The sequence below is a fragment of the Mesorhizobium sp. M0815 genome (assembly GCF_040319995.1).
GTDB lineage: Bacteria > Pseudomonadota > Alphaproteobacteria > Rhizobiales > Rhizobiaceae > Mesorhizobium.
Genome location: NZ_JAMYOU010000001.1, coordinates 354,449 through 370,873 on the forward strand (window position 1 = coordinate 354,449; position 16,425 = coordinate 370,873).

General features: G+C 63.9%; 19 protein-coding genes. 9 read left to right on the top strand and 10 right to left on the bottom strand.

Features of this window, described 5'->3' with window-relative positions; translation table 11 throughout:
* The first annotated feature begins 60 nt into the window (after positions 1-60).
* Positions 61-492, top strand: coding sequence for a cupin domain-containing protein (locus NKI01_RS01690; RefSeq protein WP_352844268.1), 432 nt, complete (start codon positions 61-63; stop codon positions 490-492).
* 55 nt (positions 493-547) lie between these two features.
* On the opposite strand, the gene NKI01_RS01695 is transcribed toward NKI01_RS01690, so the two are convergent.
* The 4 genes from NKI01_RS01695 to NKI01_RS01710 all read right to left on the bottom strand — a co-directional run bounded on the left by NKI01_RS01695 (position 548) and on the right by NKI01_RS01710 (position 3,221).
* Positions 548-994: a nuclear transport factor 2 family protein gene (locus NKI01_RS01695; RefSeq protein ID WP_352857572.1), complete on the bottom strand. Its 447-nt coding sequence runs from the start codon at positions 992-994 to the stop codon at positions 548-550.
* 129 nt (positions 995-1,123) lie between these two features.
* A complete protein-coding gene (locus NKI01_RS01700; protein ID WP_352857574.1) occupies positions 1,124-1,678 on the bottom strand; it encodes a nuclear transport factor 2 family protein in 555 nt (184 codons plus the stop codon).
* The gene (locus NKI01_RS01705; RefSeq protein WP_352908322.1) at positions 1,675-2,658 is read right to left on the bottom strand and encodes an alpha/beta hydrolase; all 984 of its coding nucleotides are present in this window, start codon (positions 2,656-2,658) and stop codon (positions 1,675-1,677) included. Before NKI01_RS01705 ends, NKI01_RS01700 begins: the two co-directional genes overlap by 4 nt.
* A 59-nt stretch (positions 2,659-2,717) precedes the next feature.
* A complete protein-coding gene (locus tag NKI01_RS01710; protein WP_352908321.1) occupies positions 2,718-3,221 on the bottom strand; it encodes a nuclear transport factor 2 family protein in 504 nt (167 codons plus the stop codon).
* Positions 3,222-3,347: 126 nt separating this feature from the next.
* Between NKI01_RS01710 and NKI01_RS01715 the strand changes: the two genes are divergently transcribed.
* The gene (locus NKI01_RS01715; protein WP_352908320.1) at positions 3,348-4,256 is read left to right on the top strand and encodes a LysR family transcriptional regulator; all 909 of its coding nucleotides are present in this window, start codon (positions 3,348-3,350) and stop codon (positions 4,254-4,256) included.
* A 27-nt stretch (positions 4,257-4,283) separates the two neighbouring features.
* Here the strand turns inward: NKI01_RS01715 and NKI01_RS01720 are convergent, their stop codons facing one another.
* Complete coding sequence (locus tag NKI01_RS01720) at positions 4,284-4,739, bottom strand: carboxymuconolactone decarboxylase family protein (protein ID WP_023720025.1); 456 nt, start codon at positions 4,737-4,739, stop codon at positions 4,284-4,286.
* Between the two features lie 119 nt (positions 4,740-4,858).
* Positions 4,859-5,302 carry an SRPBCC family protein gene (locus NKI01_RS01725; RefSeq protein ID WP_023720024.1) on the bottom strand — a complete coding sequence of 148 codons (444 nt, stop codon included), beginning with the start codon at positions 5,300-5,302 and terminating at the stop codon, positions 4,859-4,861.
* A 226-nt stretch (positions 5,303-5,528) separates the two neighbouring features.
* Between NKI01_RS01725 and NKI01_RS01730 the strand changes: the two genes are divergently transcribed.
* Together NKI01_RS01730 and NKI01_RS01735 are read left to right on the top strand one after the other, a co-directional pair.
* A complete protein-coding gene (locus NKI01_RS01730) occupies positions 5,529-6,293 on the top strand; it encodes a copper homeostasis protein CutC (RefSeq protein WP_023720023.1) in 765 nt (254 codons plus the stop codon).
* 23 nt (positions 6,294-6,316) lie between these two features.
* A complete protein-coding gene (locus tag NKI01_RS01735; RefSeq protein WP_023720022.1) occupies positions 6,317-6,814 on the top strand; it encodes a GNAT family N-acetyltransferase in 498 nt (165 codons plus the stop codon).
* A gap of 17 nt (positions 6,815-6,831) precedes the next feature.
* On the opposite strand, the gene NKI01_RS01740 is transcribed toward NKI01_RS01735, so the two are convergent.
* On the bottom strand, positions 6,832-7,854 hold the full coding sequence (locus tag NKI01_RS01740; protein WP_023720021.1) for an acyltransferase family protein: 1,023 nt from the start codon (positions 7,852-7,854) through the stop codon (positions 6,832-6,834).
* Positions 7,855-8,333: 479 nt separating this feature from the next.
* Here NKI01_RS01740 and NKI01_RS01750 point away from each other — a divergent pair, with 479 nt between their 5' ends.
* The 4 genes from NKI01_RS01750 (at position 8,334) to NKI01_RS01765 (ending at position 11,954) form a co-directional block, all read left to right on the top strand.
* Positions 8,334-9,320 carry a methyltransferase gene (locus NKI01_RS01750; protein WP_352484221.1) on the top strand — a complete coding sequence of 329 codons (987 nt, stop codon included), beginning with the start codon at positions 8,334-8,336 and terminating at the stop codon, positions 9,318-9,320.
* A gap of 193 nt (positions 9,321-9,513) precedes the next feature.
* A complete protein-coding gene (locus tag NKI01_RS01755; protein ID WP_352495986.1) occupies positions 9,514-10,224 on the top strand; it encodes a fumarylacetoacetate hydrolase family protein in 711 nt (236 codons plus the stop codon).
* Between the two features lie 4 nt (positions 10,225-10,228).
* Positions 10,229-10,879, top strand: a complete 651-nt coding sequence (gene maiA / locus NKI01_RS01760; protein WP_352961633.1) for a maleylacetoacetate isomerase — start codon at positions 10,229-10,231, stop codon at positions 10,877-10,879.
* A 34-nt stretch (positions 10,880-10,913) separates the two neighbouring features.
* Positions 10,914-11,954 carry a zinc-dependent alcohol dehydrogenase family protein gene (locus tag NKI01_RS01765; RefSeq protein ID WP_023720018.1) on the top strand — a complete coding sequence of 347 codons (1,041 nt, stop codon included), beginning with the start codon at positions 10,914-10,916 and terminating at the stop codon, positions 11,952-11,954.
* Positions 11,955-11,974: 20 nt separating this feature from the next.
* Here the strand turns inward: NKI01_RS01765 and NKI01_RS01770 are convergent, their stop codons facing one another.
* Positions 11,975-12,868: a LysR family transcriptional regulator gene (locus NKI01_RS01770; protein ID WP_352495984.1), complete on the bottom strand. Its 894-nt coding sequence runs from the start codon at positions 12,866-12,868 to the stop codon at positions 11,975-11,977.
* 208 nt (positions 12,869-13,076) lie between these two features.
* On the opposite strand from NKI01_RS01770, the gene NKI01_RS01775 reads away from it, so the two are divergent.
* Positions 13,077-14,492 carry an MFS transporter gene (locus NKI01_RS01775; RefSeq protein ID WP_352961754.1) on the top strand — a complete coding sequence of 472 codons (1,416 nt, stop codon included), beginning with the start codon at positions 13,077-13,079 and terminating at the stop codon, positions 14,490-14,492.
* Here NKI01_RS01775 and NKI01_RS01780 read toward each other — a convergent pair.
* Complete coding sequence (locus NKI01_RS01780; protein WP_023720016.1) at positions 14,461-15,318, bottom strand: alpha/beta fold hydrolase; 858 nt, start codon at positions 15,316-15,318, stop codon at positions 14,461-14,463. The two genes, NKI01_RS01775 and NKI01_RS01780, sit on opposite strands and share 32 nt — an antisense overlap.
* Before the next feature lie 181 nt (positions 15,319-15,499).
* Positions 15,500-16,393, bottom strand: coding sequence for a DMT family transporter (locus NKI01_RS01785; protein WP_352643872.1), 894 nt, complete (start codon positions 16,391-16,393; stop codon positions 15,500-15,502).
* Positions 16,394-16,425 lie beyond the last annotated feature (32 nt).

Here is a 16,425-nt window from a genome sequence, read left to right on the forward strand (position 1 = left end):
AACAGACAAGCTTGCGCGCCAATGCGTGCTGCGCAATGCTGACGCAGCTCGGGGGGAATCATGCGAATAATCTTGGCGCCGACGCTGCTGCTCGCGGCTGCACTGTTTGCAAACAACGCCCAGGCGCTGGACGCCAGCGGGACGCCGGTTGTCGTGACCCCGCTTGCCTCTCGCACCGAGACTGCGTCCGGCCAGCCGATCACGCTGCCGCAGAAGAACGTGCAGGTCCTGGTCTCGGCCTATCAGATCGCGCCGGGCGCCACCTTGCCGGTCCACAAGCATCCATTTCCGCGTTACGCCTATGTCGAGGCCGGCACGCTTCAGGTCACCAATGTCGAGACCGGCAAGAGCAACACCTATCAAACAGGTGATTTCATCATCGAGATGATCGGGCAATGGCATCAGGCGACCAATGTCGGCGCCGAACCGGTCAAGCTGCTGGTTATCGACCAGGTCGAAGAAGGCACCAAGAACACGGTGTTGCGCCAGTAGCTGCCACGTCTGAAAACAGCGTCCGTGGCGAATCCAGCACAGCGCGTAACAGACGTCAGAACGTGAACCCCTCCGGCAAATTGTGATTCCAATAGCCCTCCTCGACAAGTTCACTTATGCGCCAGCCCTCGGACGTGCGTACGACGCGGTCGCGATACCAGAGCCCTTGGAAGAAGACCTGCCTTTTGCCTTCGCCGAGGTCGACCACCATCGGGCATGAACAATGCACGCGCGCGCTGGCCTCATCCCCTCGGAGATCAAGAAGGATTGTCGAAATGGCGTGCTGCGAGATCAATATCTTCGATAGGGCGCCTTTCATATAAGCAACATGCTCACCCACACCGCTCCTGATTCCACCTGTTACAGTGTCGTCAAGCGCGGCGTCGGGCGTGAATATTTTCCGATAGGCTTCCCAGTCGCGATCGTCCACCGCGTAGCAATAGCGGGCAAGCAGCTGTTCGATCTCAAGGCGATCCGAAACCTCCTGCAGTGAAAGGGTCATGTCCTGTCTCCGCGGTTGGCGGCACTAATGCCGCATGCGCCAAGCCCGCCCCGACATTCGATCAATATTCACGTTGCCGTTGCTCCGAGCAACCTCGCCGCGCGACCGGGCATGCGCAAATCCGAACACTCATTTGGCCTCCGCCTTCACCCGGTCGGCAGCGGCGGCCAGCACGGCGCGATCTCCCTCTTCGTACAAGCGGCGGATGGAGATTGCCTTGACGCGCCAACCTTCCGACGTCCGCACCAGCCGATGTAGATAGCTGCCGCCGACCGTCCAGAACCGGGAACCGATCCAGTGGGTCGCGCGGACATGGCTGCGTGCAACCGCATGCTTATCCGCGCCTTCGACAATGACGTTGGTGATGAGGTGCTGGGTGGCGTCGAAGCCCGGCAGCAGCGCTTGCCATTGGGCGATCAGGGAGTCGCGGCCGCTGGTCGTGACCTCGCCGCCGAAGAGGCTGGTATAGTCGGTCGTGACACGGGCCGCGAGATAGGATCTGACCCGGTTCCACTCACGCAGATCGGCATAGAGGCCGATCCCGGCAACTGCCTCGGCGATTGCGATCTTGTCTTCGACCGTCAGCGTATCTCCCGATGCGCTCGAGGCGGGCGCCGAGACGGCGGAAATCATCGCAACGGAAACCGCCGAGGCCAGGACATGCCGGCGAGTGACGAGGCTCATTGTCCCGCCTCCCCTGCACCGCCCAGCGTCGCGCGGAAGTGCGCGGCGACGGCATCACTCGCCGCCTTCACCGGCGCGGCACGATCGTAGAAATCGAACTGGGTGACATTGTCTAGCCACAGCTCCTGCCTGGAACTGGTCAGCCGCGTGTAGAACTTGTGCGCGCCCTGCGGAATGGCAGCCGCCTCGCTATGCACCATCAGAAAAGGCTGGTGCAGGCGCGGAGCAGCCTGGATTGCATCGAACCTCAACCAGCCGCGCCAGAAGGCGGGATCGGCCTCGTTGCGCCAGGCCGGGAGCATGCCGCGATCGGGTTCGGTGTAGTAGGGCACCTTGAACATGACCGCGCGCTCGTCGGTCAAGCTAGCAGCGGGCAGGAATGCCTGTTTGCCGGTGCGGCGATATTCCGCCTCGGCCGCATCGCTCGCGGCCTCGAGCCTGGCGACACCGTCCCCGCCGCCATAGGTCTGCTCGACCACTTCGGCATCCTGCAACCAGGGCGCAACGAGGGCGACCGACTTGATCGCGGCGTTTTCGGCCGCAGCGGTGACCATGTAGCCGGAGCTGGCGCAAATGCCGAGCCCGCCGATGCGGTCCTGATCGGTCTCGGGCCGGGTCGCGAGATAGGCGACCGCCGCTTCGATGTCGGCGATCTTGGCGTTAGGATCCTCGTACTGGCGGCGCACGCCGCCGCTTTCGCCCCAGCCGCGAAAATCGAAGGTCAAGGCGATGAAACCGCGGTCGGCCATCTCGCGGGCATAGCGGGCCGGCATCTGTTCCTTTACCGTCATCCAGGCGCCGGTCACGACCAGCGCGGGCCGAAGTTTCGCCGCGTCCAGATCCTCCGGCAGATAGAGCTCGCCGACGATCTGCTCACCGTTCGAGGCGAAAGCGACGCGCTCGATGCGCGGTGCGGCGAAGGCATTGGAGGCGGCGAGCGCCACGGCGGTTGCTGCAGCAAGTGTCAGGGTTTTAAGCATCGCAAGTCTCCTTTGGCTTGGAGTGAGAAGCGCGGCGCGTTGCAAGAAAGACCGCCGTCTCAGCGCTCGCCAGCCAGTCGGCCGGGCAATGGCTTCAGCGGGTAATGCGCCCAGTAAAAGGCGTCCGACTGATACATGTCGGTCAAAAAATTCTGTGCCTCGGCGATCTTGCCGCCCTTGATGCGGAACATCAGCGCATAGAGCTGGTCGATCTCGGGACCTGAGCCGACATTCGACCAGCCGCGATGGACATCGACGACGAGGTCGCCCTGCGCCTGGAAGAAGATCGGCTCGGCCTTGAACTTGCCATCGGCCAGGCCGCGGAAAAAGGCGACCACCTCGTCCGGCCCGCGCTTGTCGCCGGCGAGCGGATGATGACCGGGAATGCGCCACACGATGTCGGGCGCGAGGAAGGGCCGCACGGCCTCAGGATTGCCGGTCGCGTAAGCTGCGTAGTAGTCCTTGATGAGCTGGATGTTGCTGTCCTCCAGCGGCCCGGCATTCGCCGGGGCGGCAGACACCGCCAGCAGAGCGCCGGCGGCGAGTAAAGCGAGCCTGGTCATCGGTCCTGTCTCCTTGCCCGTTCGGCCATCGCAACAGCGAGGTCCGTTCTTCGGACCCAACATGACGCCTTTTGTTCGCCGGAAAAACCAGTAGAGTTCGACAGGGCTATTTGGAAAATCCTTACAATGCGTCTCGACCAATTCAGCGGCATCGTCGCCTTCGTAAAAGTTGCGGAGGCCAAAAGCTTCACCCACGCCGCCGCCGAGCTCGGCGTCGCTCCGGCCTCGTTGAGCGAGGCCGTCAAGGGGCTCGAGGAGCGCCTGGGGGTGCGGCTGCTCAACCGCACGACCCGCAGCGTCGGCTTGACCGAGGCAGGCGCCCAGTACCTCGACCATGTGCGCCCGGCAGCCGAAGACATCTGGGCGGCTGGTGCGGCGCTGCGCGAGACCCGCGATCGTCCTGCCGGGACACTGCGCCTCAGCCTGCCCTGGATCGCCGCCCCGCTGCTGATCGAACCATTGATGCGGCCGTTCATGGATGCTTATCCAGAAGTGCGGCTCAATCTGATCTTCGACGACAGCTTCGTCGACATCGCCGCCGAGGGGTTCGATGCCGGCCTGCGCATCGGCGAGCTTCTCGAGAAAGATATGATCGGCGCGCGCCTGGGCGGGCCCCTGCAGATGGTCGTGGTGGGCAGCCCGGACTATCTGGCGCGCAACGGCACGCCGAAGCGGCCGGCCGACCTCGCCGCCCATCGCTGCATCGCATTCGCCCTCACCCGCACCCGCGCGATCTCGCCCTGGGAGTTCACCGTGGATGAACGCGAAGTCGCTTTCACACCGGACGCATGTCTGGTCGTGAACACGCTTCCGCTGTGCATTACTGCTGCCGCGCAAGGGCTTGGCCTCGCCTTCGCGGTCGAGGGGCTCGCCGCGCCGCTTCTTGCCTCAGGCGCGCTGGTCAAGGTGCTGGAGCCTTTCTGTCCCGCTTACGAGCCGCTCCACCTCTATTATCCCAGCCGCCGCCTGGTACCGCCGAAGCTGCGGGCCTTCATCGACTTCGTGCGCGCGAATTCTCACAAGCTGCGGATCTGATGTGGCTTTGCGAGAACCCGGCCCCGTTCAGCCCCAGGCGCCGACCATCTGTCTGGTGGTTGCGTTGAGACGGTTGAACGCATTGATCAGGGCAATCTGGACGACCAGTGCGGCAAGCGCCTTTTCGTCATAGTGCCGGGCGGCTTCATCCCAGACCGCATCCGGCACCGGGTCTGGCCGGTCGGCTAACCGGGTCGCCGCCTCGGTCAGCGCCAGCGCGGCGCGCTCGGCGTCGGTGAAGTAAGGTGTTTCCCGCCAGGCCGACACGGTGAAGACGCGCTCATCCTTTTCACCGGCCTTCTTCAATTCGCGTGCATGCATATCGATACAGACACTGCATCCGTTGATCTGGCTGGCGCGCAAATGGACGAGCTTGCGCGTCACATAGGACAGATCGGCCGTTTCCGTCGACTTGTCCAGCGCGAGCAGCGCCTGCAGAGCGCCAGGAATGAGCATCACCGGGTTTTTCAATCGTGCTTGCATAGTGGTCTCCTTCGGGCGTGTTTTCTCAAGCCCGGACGACGAACATCCGGGGTCTCGATATTTCTTGGTTCTGTCAGTTCGCCGGCCGCCGCGTTGCGGCAAGGCGAGCGCCGGGATATTCAGCTTTGCCAGGCAGTCACCCGCTCAAGCCGCTCGAGAATGCGCGGCCAACCGCTTCCCATGCCGATGTAGCCGCGCTCGTCCTCGGACCGGAACCCGGAATGCTCCATGCGCACCCGCGTCGCTTTACCTTCGGGCGTCAACGACCATGTCACCACGGTCTTCAGACCGCTGTCGGATTCGGTGCCGTCGCCCCAGCTGTAGGCGAGCAGGCGTGGCGGCTCGATCTTCAGCACCTCGCAGTTCGTCACGCCGGACCAGCCAGGCACCGGCGTCGCGCGAAAGGTAAAGCGATGGCCTTGCTCAGGCGCAAAGTCGTTCTCCATCAGCCATTCGGCAACCAGATGCGGCACGGTCAGTGCGCGCCATATCTTTTCAGCCGCATGCGGGATCAGACGCTCGACGACAATGGATTTGGTTTCGATTGTGGTTGCTTCAGTCATGACTTGGGACCCGTTGTTTGCGGTTTGGCTGGGCTATTCAACAACGCGCTCTCCATGAGAACCAATAACCCATCAGCTATGAGTTACGTATAACGCTTAAGTTATGAATGTGTCAAGCGGCGGAATGGCAGGCGCGCCCGCAAGCACATTGAGCCCACACTTCCGGCTTTCAAGGCACCGTGCCCGATGCTACCGCTGGCCAGCTGAAATCATCAACGGATCGCCCATGACCGAGACCGAACGCCCTCGCCTGCCGCTGATCGAGATCTGCGTCGAAGGCATAGACGGCCTGCTGGCCGCGCAAGCCGCCGGTGCCGACCGTGTCGAGCTCTGTGCCAGCCTGGTCGAGGGCGGCATCACGCCGAGCTTCGGCACCGTGCGCACGGCGCTTGAATTAGCGACGATCCCGTTCCACGTCATCGTGCGGCCGCGTGGCGGCGATTTTCTCTATAGCGAGGCCGAATATCGTTCGATGCTCGCCGATGTCCGAGCGCTTGCCGAGCTTGGCGTCGCCGGTGTCGTTATCGGCTGCCTCGCTGCCGACGGCACGATCGATGAGCAGCGCATGAGCGAACTGGCGCAGGCAGCGGGGAGCTTGAACGTCACCTGCCACCGCGCCTTCGACATGACCCGCGACCCGACCGAGGCACTGGAATCGCTGATCCGCTGCAAGGTCGGCCGTGTGCTGACCAGCGGCCAGCGCGACACGGCGCTGGAGGGCGCGGACCTGCTCGCCGATCTGGTCAGGCAGGCTGGCGACCGCATCATCATCCTCGGCTGCGGCGGGCTTGACCCGCAGAACATTGCCGAGGTGCGGAGGAAAACCGGGGTGAGCGAAATGCACTTCGCCGCGCTCAAGGACGTGCCGAGCGCCATGCGCTATCGCAACCCGAAAGTCGGTATGGGCGGCACCGACCTCGACCGCGAATACCGCAACACCGTGACCGACGAGGTACTGGTGGCGGCGACCATCGCCGCTGCCCGGGCATGATCCTGGAAGACAGAAGAAAGAAAATGATTGAAACGCGATTGCCGATCGAGCTGGTTTTGCCGCGGGATGAGCCCGCAATCCTCGCGCTCAACAACGAGCACGCTGCGGAATTATCATGGCTCGAACCTGAGCGCCTTTCCTTCCTGCTTGGCGAAGCGTTTTACGCGCGCCGTATCGGTGCACTCGAAGCCTTCATCATGACCTTCGACCAGGACGCAAGCTACGACAGCCCGAATTTCCTGTGGTTTCGCGAGCGCTATCCGCGCTTCGTCTATGTCGATCGCGTCGTGGTCGGCGCCAATGCGCGCGGCCGGGGTCATGCCCGCCGGCTGTACGAGGATCTGTTCGAGCAGGCGTCACGCGCCGGCCAGGCGATCGTCACTTGCGAGGTCAATGCCGAGCCACCCAATCCGGCTTCGGACGCCTTCCACGCGGCACTCGGCTTCATGGAAGTGGGCGACGCGGTAATCCACGGCGGCAAGAAAGCCGTGCGGTATTATCTAAGACGGATCGCCGGCTGAACGGCAGCCGCCTCGCCCTACCAATTGCGGTTCAGCCAGGAGCGGGTCGGCTTTTCGACGATGTAGTAGCTGCACAGAGCGCAAGCGAACGCCGCCGCCAACATCAGCCACGGCGAACTGCCTTGTATGTCGACGAATTGATAAAAGGGCTGCTGCCAAAGATAGAGCGAATACGACCACAGCCCCAGCATCGTCATCGGCCGGGAGGATAGAAACCCGGTCAGGTACCAACTGCTGAAGTCGAGCGAGTTGACGGCGAGGGCCAACAGCGGCACCGCGACCAGATAGTGGATCGGGGTTGGCACGGCAGCCATGAACACTAGAACCGCCACGACAGCGGCCGCCAGGGCGACATGTGGGCCCTTGAGCAGCGCCGGCAGCCTGTCGTCGGCCTTGAGCAGGCATATCACCGCTGACAGCAGGATCGAGGCGATGTGCACGTCGGTGCGCCAATAGGTGGACTCGTAGCCTATTCCGAGCACCCAGTAGGAGATGGCGCCGTTTGCCATGGCCAGCACCGACAATGCGCCGAGCAGCACGATGACCCGGGACTGCCCCGAGACGACGACGCCGATCAGCGCCAGGATGACATAGGCGTGCTCTTCGACGCAGAGCGACCAGATATGGTCGAGCGCGCCGGCGCGGGTGACGAGAATTCCGGCGTAGTTGTAAGTGAACGTCAGCGCCGTCAGCGCCGCCTTCCACTTGAAGGCGATGAATGTGCCGGACAAGGCAACCACCGCGGCGACGACGAAAACCATCAGTGCCGGGTAGATGCGGGAGAACCGGCGCTTGAAGAATTTCTTCAGCGGATAGTGTTCGACGAACAGGATCTCGGCCATCAGCCGGCCGCTGAGCACGAAGAAGAATTCGACGCCCAGGACGCCGAGATTGATGCCGGGAACGGGGAAGAAATGGCCGATCAGCACCAGCGCGATCGACAGGCCACGCCAGCCGTCGAGATAGGCAAGCCTGGTTCTTGCCGAGCTATCGGCGACAGGCCTGGACACGACAAGACGCGCCGCGGAGATGTCCGTCATGCCGGTCCCTTCTGCGAAAGGCGGGCTGGAGGCCGCATTCCTCCAGCTATATTGCAGCGCACCAGAACTTTGTGCAAGTGCGAGATAACGACACGCCCGAAGTACGGGACGGACAGAAAAGGGCCGTTAAGGCCCCGTTCCCAAAACCGAAGGTCGGTGGTCTCAGGCGTTGGCGGCAGCCACGAGACTGGCGCGGTAGTCGGCCGACCATTCATGTCGCTCATCAAATTATCCGCCGCGACTTTAACGCCGGCCAGTGCCGAGGCCACGAAGCTTCCGGCGAGCGCCGCCTCGATCTCCTTCGAACGGAAGAGGCCATTGTCGCCGGCGCCGGTGGAAGGCCTTGTGTTTCTCCTTCGATAAAGAGAGGGTCTGTCACCAAACTGGTGGACGGACATGCCGAACGGAAGTGTCACATATGCGGTGTAACCAGCAAGTTGAGCTCAAAGTCGGTTCTGGATCGCGGAAGGGAATGTGGCATGGTGGATTCTGATCGGATCGACAACCTGATCGCAGCGGTGCCCCCCGCCTTGGCGCTTCGCGCCGGGCTGGACCTCGGCATCTTCACCCGGCTCGGCGGCAGCGCGGTGACTGCCGACAGCCTTGGGGCCGCGCTCAAAGTCGAGCCCGATCGTCTGTCGCGGCTCCTCTACGCGCTCGCCAGCATCGGTCTCCTCGAAGTCAAGGATGGTCAATTTCGCAATGGAGCCGAAGCGTCGGCCTTCCTCGACGCGTCCAAACCGACCTACCGCGGCGGCGATCATGCGCTCCTGCGCGAGCTCTGGGGAGCCGACCTGCTGACCGCAGAGTCGCTGCGACAGAACCGGCCGGCTGCGCTGCACGACTTTTCCGAAGCGGGGCCCGAGGCCGCGGCGGCCTTCAGCCGCCTGCTCGCACCGGGCGGGGTGATTTTCGGCCGACATCTGGCCCGGGAGATGGACCTCTCTGCGATCGGTTCGGTGATCGACATCGGCGGGGGCTCCGGGACCATTCTCGTCGGACTTCGCGAGCGGCGGCCGCAGATTGCGGCGACGCTGATGGAACTCCCAACGGTGGCAGCGGTCGCGCCAGATATCCTGTCAGAATACGGTGCCGACGACGTGGTTGTCGAAGAGGGGGACATAACTGTCGCACCATCGATCGGTCGGCACGACCTGGCGATCCTGAAGGCCGTCGTCCAGGTCCTTCCGCCGGACCAGGCGCGCAGTTCGATCCTGAACGCGGCGCGTTGCCTCACACCCGGAGGCGAGATCGCAATTGCGGGGTGGGGTGTCGTCGATGACGACCGCCTCGGCCCGCCTGAGGGTGTCTTTCTGAATCTCACCTTCTTGAACCTCTATCGCCACGGCGAATCGTACACTGAAGGTCAGTATCGCGCATGGATGACCGAGGCTGGATTCCGGGATATCTCCAGGTCGCGCCTGACGGACGGCTCCACGTTGTTTCGTGCGCGCCTCACGGGCTGATCGTGGCTGAGTGGTTGGTTTCGGACGCAAGGCTCTCCGAGCCCGCCCGCCAGGGCACGGACGAGGACACGAGCGACTAAATTCAGGCCGCGCCGCGCGGCGGGGCGTAGCTCTTCTGAAATGCAATGCCTTGCCCGGTGATCCAAATCGGCCGAATGTGCCGGCGACAGATTCACTGAAGCAGAGACAGTGCATGACAGACTTCGCCCTCCCCCTGCCCGCAACCCCGTCGGTGGCCGTCGCCGGCTCGCCGCGGCGTTTTGCGGTGCGTCGCATCTTCTGCGTCGGCCGCAACTACGCCGCCCATGCCCGCGAGCTCGGCAATGATGAGCGCGACCCGCCCTTCTTCTTCACCAAGCCAGGCGACGCAGTGGTCGATGCGGCGGTCGGTTCGGGCACGATCATCCCCTACCCGCCGCTGACCCAAAACCTGCATCACGAAATCGAGCTAGTCGTCGCGATCGGCGGAGCCGGCTTCCGCATCCGGCGCGAGCGGGCGCTGAACCATGTCTGGGGCTACGGCGTCGGTGTCGACCTGACCCGCCGCGACCTTCAGGACGAGGCGAAGAAGGCGGCACGACCGTGGGACTGGTCGAAAGCCTTCGACCGTTCGGCGCCCTGCGGCCCGCTGGTTCCGGCACAAACATCCGGCCATCCCGAAAAGGGCCGTATCTGGCTCGCCGTCAACGGCAAGATCAGGCAGGACGGCGACCTCGCCGAACTGATCTGGCCGGTTCCCGACATCGTCTCGATTTGCAGCGAGGCGGTAGAACTTAAGCCCGGCGACCTGATCTTCACCGGCACGCCGGCCGGCGTCGGCGCGGTCGGGCCGGGCGAAAAGATCACCGGCGGCGTCGACGGCATCGGCGAAATCGAGCTGACCATCGGCCAACCGGGCCCGTGATCCGATGAGCGACATCGTCCTTCACAATTACTACCGCTCCTCGACGTCTTACCGGGTGCGGATCGCGCTGGAGATGAAGGGCCTCGCCTACGAATACGTGCCGCATCATCTGCGCCACGGCGAGCATCTCGAACCCGCCTATCTCGCGGTCAATCCGCAAGGTCTGGTGCCGGCTCTGATCCTGGGCGACGGCACGCTGCTGACGCAATCACTGGCGATCATCGAATATCTCGACGAGACCACGCCCGAGCCGCCATTGCTGCCCAAGGATGCGCCTGGCCGCGCCCGCGTCAGGATGCTGGCGCAGATGATCGCCTGCGACATCCATCCGGTGAACAATCTGCGCGTGCTGACCTCGTTGCGCACGCTGTTCGGCGCCGGCGACCAGGACGTCGCCAACTGGTTCCGGCATTGGGTGAACGAAGGTTTCCAGCCGCTTGAAAAGATTCTGGCTTCCCCGCCCGAGACAAAGACCTTTTGCCATGGCGACACGCCGGGGCTAGCCGATATCTACCTGGTCGCACAGGTCACCAGCAATGCCCGTTTCGGCGTCGATATGACGCCCTACCCGACGATCGCGCGCATCAACGCCGCCTGCATGGCGCTGCCGGCGTTCCAGAAGGCGGCGCCGGAGAACCAGATCGATGCCGAGTAGACCGCAAATTGCATGAAGTGATGAGGAACTGCCGATGAAAGCCGTCGTCTTCGAAAAATTCGGCGAGGCGCCGACGATCCAGACCGTGCCGGATCCGACGCCTTCGCCGGAAGGCGTCGTCATCAAGGTCGAGGCGACTGGCCTTTGCCGCAGCGATTGGCATGGCTGGATGGGCCACGACGACGGCATCCGCCTGCCGCATGTGCCGGGCCACGAGCTGGCAGGCGTCGTGGTCTCCACAGGCAGCCAGGTGACCCGCTGGAAGACCGGCGAGCGCGTCACCGTGCCGTTCGCCGTCGGCTGCGGCCGCTGCTCCGAATGCACCTCGGGCAACCACCAGGTCTGCGAGCACCAGTTCCAGCCCGGCTTCACCGCTTGGGGCTCGTTCGCCGAATATGTCGCCATCGACCACGCCGACACCAATCTCGTGCGCTTGCCCGACGAGATGGAATTCGCCACCGCCGCCAGCCTCGGCTGCCGCTTCGTCACCTCGTTCCGCGCCATCGTCGACCAGGGCCGGGTGACGCCCGGCGAATGGGTGGCCGTGCATGGCTGCGGCGGCGTCGGCCTGTCGGCGATCATGATCGCCAGCGCCATGGGCGCCAATGTCGTTGCCATCGACCTGACCGACGAGAAGCTGGACTTCGCCAAAACGATCGGCGCGGTGGCGACGATCAACGCGGCAAAGACGCCGAACGTGGTCAAGGCAGTCAAGCAGATCACCAATGGCGGCGCGCATATGTCGATGGACGCGCTCGGCCATCCGACGACGTCGTTCAACTCGATCGCGAACCTGCGCCGGCGCGGCCGCCATGTGCAGGTCGGCCTGATGCTCGGCGAGCATGCCAGGCCGCAGATACCGATGGACAAGGTGATCGCCTTCGAGCTCGAGATCCGCGGCAGCCACGGCATGCAGGCTTTCCGCTATCAGGCGATGATGGAGATGATCCGCACCGGCAAGCTTAAGCCCGAACTGCTGGTCGGCAAGAAGATCAGCCTCGAGGAAGCGCCGGCCGCATTGATGGCTATGGGCGGCTTCGAAGGCATCGGCATCGGCGTGGTGACCCGATTCTAGATCAGCGACCCGACTCTGGATTAGCGGAGAAAGGCGCAGACTTCCCGCACGCAGGCGCGTAACCAGCGTTGCGCCGGATCGGCGTCGAGCCGCGGATGCCAGAGCATCGAGATCGTGACCTCGGCAACGTCGACCGGCAACGGAAAGCTGAACATGCCCGTGCGCGCGCCTAGCGTGTGCCGCTCGGGGACGCTGGCGATCAAATCGGAGGCGCGCGCCATGGCGAGCGTGGCCGAGAAGCTGGAAACCATGCACACAATCGTCCGCTGGAGACCCAGCAGTTTCAAGGCCTCGTCGATCGGGCCTTTTTCGCGACCACGCCGCGAAACGCTGATGTGGCGGCCGGCCGCATAGCGGGCCGGCGTCACCGGACCCTCGCTCAGCTCATGGCCCATTCGCACCGCACCGATGAAGCGGTCGCGAAACAGCGCCTGAATACGCATTTCAGGGCTCGTTTCACCGGCAACCCCGATTTCGAGATCAATCCCTGCGTCGCGCAGCGACATGTCGTTCTTGTCGGATTTCGGCGCAAAACGCAGCTGCACGCCAGACGCATCCGCTTCGATACGGGCGACGAGACGCGGCGCGAACTCCTCGACGAAGCTTTCATTGGCGCGCAGCGTAAAAACGCTGTCGAGGCATGAGAGGTCGAGCAAGGTGGCCGGGCGCAGGAGCGCTTCAGCTTCCTGCACGACGCGGCCTGCCTGCTGCTGCAATTCCTGCGCGCGCGGTGTCGCAACCAGGCCACGGCCGGCCCGGACCAGCAATGGATCGCCTGTCGCTTGGCGCAGCCGCGCCAGCGTCCGGCTCATCGCCGACGGACTGAGGTGCAGCCGCGCGGCAGCACGGGCGACGCTGCCCTCGCTCAGCAGCACATCGAGAGCGACAAGCAGATTGAGATCGGGTGACGACATGGAAGGACCATAACACAGCTCAGCGGTGACGTGGCGTTTCATGCACGAATAAGATGCAAATACTGCGCCTTCCGCCACATCAAGCAGAGGAATAGCTTCCGACAGCTCCGATTTTGGGGGCTTGCCGGCAGAGGAGTTCACCGTGGCATCGACCGCTGAAAAGACTTGGTCTGAAAAGAGCTGGGCTGAAAAGGCCGGGGCTGAAAAGATCGGGAATGAAACGGCCCCGGTGAGCGTCCGCTCGGCCCGATGGGCGTTGGCCAGCCTGTCGCTTTCAACGCTGCTGTCGTCGCTCGCCACCAGCATCGCCAGCGTCGGGCTGCCATCGCTGATGCAGGCATTCGGCGCATCGTTCCAGCTCGTGCAATGGGTCGTTCTTGCCTATCTGCTCGCCATCACCACCTTGATCGTCAGCGCCGGGCGACTCGCCGATATATTCGGCCGCCGCCCGCTATTGCTCGGCGGCATTGGCCTGTTCACCTTCGCATCGGTGCTTTGCGGGCTCGCGCCGACGCTCTGGCTGCTGATTGCCGCAAGGGCGGCACAGGGGCTCGGCGCGGCCGTCATGATGGCTCTGACGCTGACCTTTATCGCCGACACGGTTCCCCGGGAAAAAACCGGCAGCGCCATGGGCCTGCTCGGCGCCATGTCCGCGATCGGCACCACGCTTGGCCCCTCGCTTGGCGGACTGCTGATCGCCGGTCTCGGCTGGCGAGCGATCTTCCTCATCAATCTGCCGTTGGGGGCGCTGGCCTTCGCGCTCGCCCGTCGCGTCCTGCCGGCTGGAAAAAAGTCAGCGGAACCGGATCGCCGCCGTTTCGACGGCATCGGCACGGCTTTGCTCGCGCTGACGCTAGCCGCCTATGCGCTCGCCATGACCCTTGGGCGCGGCAGTTTTGGTTCTCTCAATGTCGGCTTGCTGATTGCCGCTGCCGTGGGTGGCCTGCTGTTCGTCATTGCGCAGACAAGCGCCGAGAACCCTTTGATCCAGCCTGCGAGGTTCCGCGATAGCGCCTTGAACGCAAGCCTCGCCATGAGCCTGGTCGTCGCCACCGTGATGATGGCGACGCTGGTGGTCGCGCCATTCTATCTGTCGCGCGCGCTTGGGCTGGACGCAGCCATGGTCGGGCTGGTTCTGTCGGCCGGCCCTCTGGTTACGGCCTTGGCGGCGCTGCCGGCCGGACGCCTGGTCGATCGTTTCGGGGCGCACCGGATGATGATCGTCGGCCTGCTCGATCTCGCCATTGGTATCTTCATTCTGTCGCAGGCGGAATTCGGTATTGCCGGCTATGTCGTGCCAATCATCATCGTCTGCACCGGCTACAGCCTGTTTCAGACCGCCAACAATTCAGCCGTGATGACCGGCGTCGCGTCCGACCAGCGCGGCGTCGTCTCCGGCCTGCTCAATCTGTCGCGCAATCTCGGCCTGATCACCGGTGCGTCGGTGATGGGCGCGGTGTTTGCCTTCGCATCGGCTGGCGGAGGCGAAGGCACCGGTCGGCAGGTATTGGCATCTGCGGCAGCCGCACGCGGCATGCAGGTCACTTTCCAGGTCGCGACGGCCCTGGTGGTGGCGGCTTTGATCATTGCGATTATTTCTGGTCGCCGCGGCCAGCGCGCTTAGCTGAGCCGCCAGCGACGAACTCCAGCATCAGTTCAGCAGCCCTGAGCGCATGCGTCTCCAGAAGGAAATGGCCTGCGTCGAAGACGTGGGCCTCCATCCGGGGAAGATCCATAAGCCACGATTGAACCTCTGCAATGTCGAAGAAGGCATCGTGGCGACCCCAAAGAAGCATCGCTCGGGGTTGACGCTTCGCCAGATAATCAGCCACCGCCGCGAACCGGTCGACATATCGGCCGTAGTCGGCAATGAGCGCCTTCTGCAGATCAAGTCGTCCCGGCAGGCACATAACCCGCCAGTCTTCAATCCAACCACCTGGATCGATCTGCGCCGCGATCTCGGCTGGCAGGCCGGCGACGTACTGGTCGCGGGTTCCCTCGAGGGTGAGATGGGCGGTGGCGGCCTGCTCATTCGCCGCATTCGGCTCAGCCCAGAAGTCCAATGTGTCTGCCCATTGCGAACCAAAGCCGGAGCGGTGGGCATTGGCATTCTGGACGACAAGGCCTTCGACGAGTTCCGGGGCGCGCATGGCGAGATGAAGCGCTACCGGGGCTCCGAAATCATGCAAATAGAGAAACCTGCGGCCAACGTTGAGACGCGAGAGCAGCTCTTCAATCGCGCTGGCCAGCATGTCGAACGACGGCTCGGGCGGCAGATCGGATGCGCCGAAGCCCGGCAGGTCCGGCGCCACGACATAGACGCTGCCGGAGAGCGGCGCGATCACGTCGCGAAACGTCCGCGACGAGCTAGGAAAGCCGTGCAGCAGCACGAGCGCGGGTTCGGAAGCATCACCAGCCGTCCGGACGGCCACCTCGCCACCCGAGGACAAGCGTATCTTCTGGATCCCAGGCACCAAAATTGCCCCTTTTTCTCCACGCCGCGCAAGGCCCACTTCGCGCCTTGCGCCACGCTGGCCGATTCGGCGCCTCGGAGACGCCGTTCCGCCAGGTCGGCAGCTCTTGGTATCAACTGGACGCGATTGTATCGAGTTCAAGACTGCGCCGGCGCACCTATCTCGCATATCTCTTGGCGCCGACGACGCAAAGCACGACGGCGGCGGTGACGGCGATCATGGCGGGACTGACCTGCTCATGCAGCAGCGCTGCCGCCAGCCCAAGGCCGAAGAAAGGCTGCAGCAGTTGCAGCTGCCCGACCGCGGCGATGCCGCCTTGCGCCAGGCCGCGATACCAGAACACGAAACCGATCAGCATGCTGAACAGCGACACATACGCCAAACCTATCCACGCGCCCCTGCCGGCACTTTCGAGCGACGGCGGCATGGTGATGAACGTCAGCGCCAGCATGACCGGCAGCGACAGCACCAGCGCCCACGAGATCACCTGCCAGCCGCCGAGCTTGCGCGACAGCGCCGCTCCTTCGGCATAGCCCAATCCGCACACGATGATGGCGGCCAGCATCAAGATGTCGCCGAGCGGCGAGACCGAGAGGCCATGCGTCACTGCAAAACCGGCAACAAGGGCGCTGCCGAGACACGAGAACAGCCAGAACGCCGGTTTCGGGCGATCACCGCCTCGAACCACGCCGAAGATCGCGGTCGCCAACGGCAACAGGCCGACGAAAATGATCGAGTGAGCCGAATTGATGTGCTTGAGCGCCAGCGCTGTCAGCAGGGGAAAGCCGACCACGACGCCAAGCGCGACGATCGCCAGCGAGAACAGATCTTGCCGCTCCGGTCGCTTCTGGCGAAAAACGAGCAGCAGCGCGAGGCCGAGAATGCCCGCCGAAGCCGCACGGGCGACCGTCACGAACACCGGATCGAAATCCATCACCGCCACGCGCGTCGCCGGAAGCGAACCGCTGAAGATCAGCACGCCTATGAACCCGTTGACCCAGCCGCTCGCCGCCCAGCTACTCGCCGCCCCACCACTCACCGCCTTGTCCATCGATGCCCCGCTCGTTTCGCCCTCTATCGGGC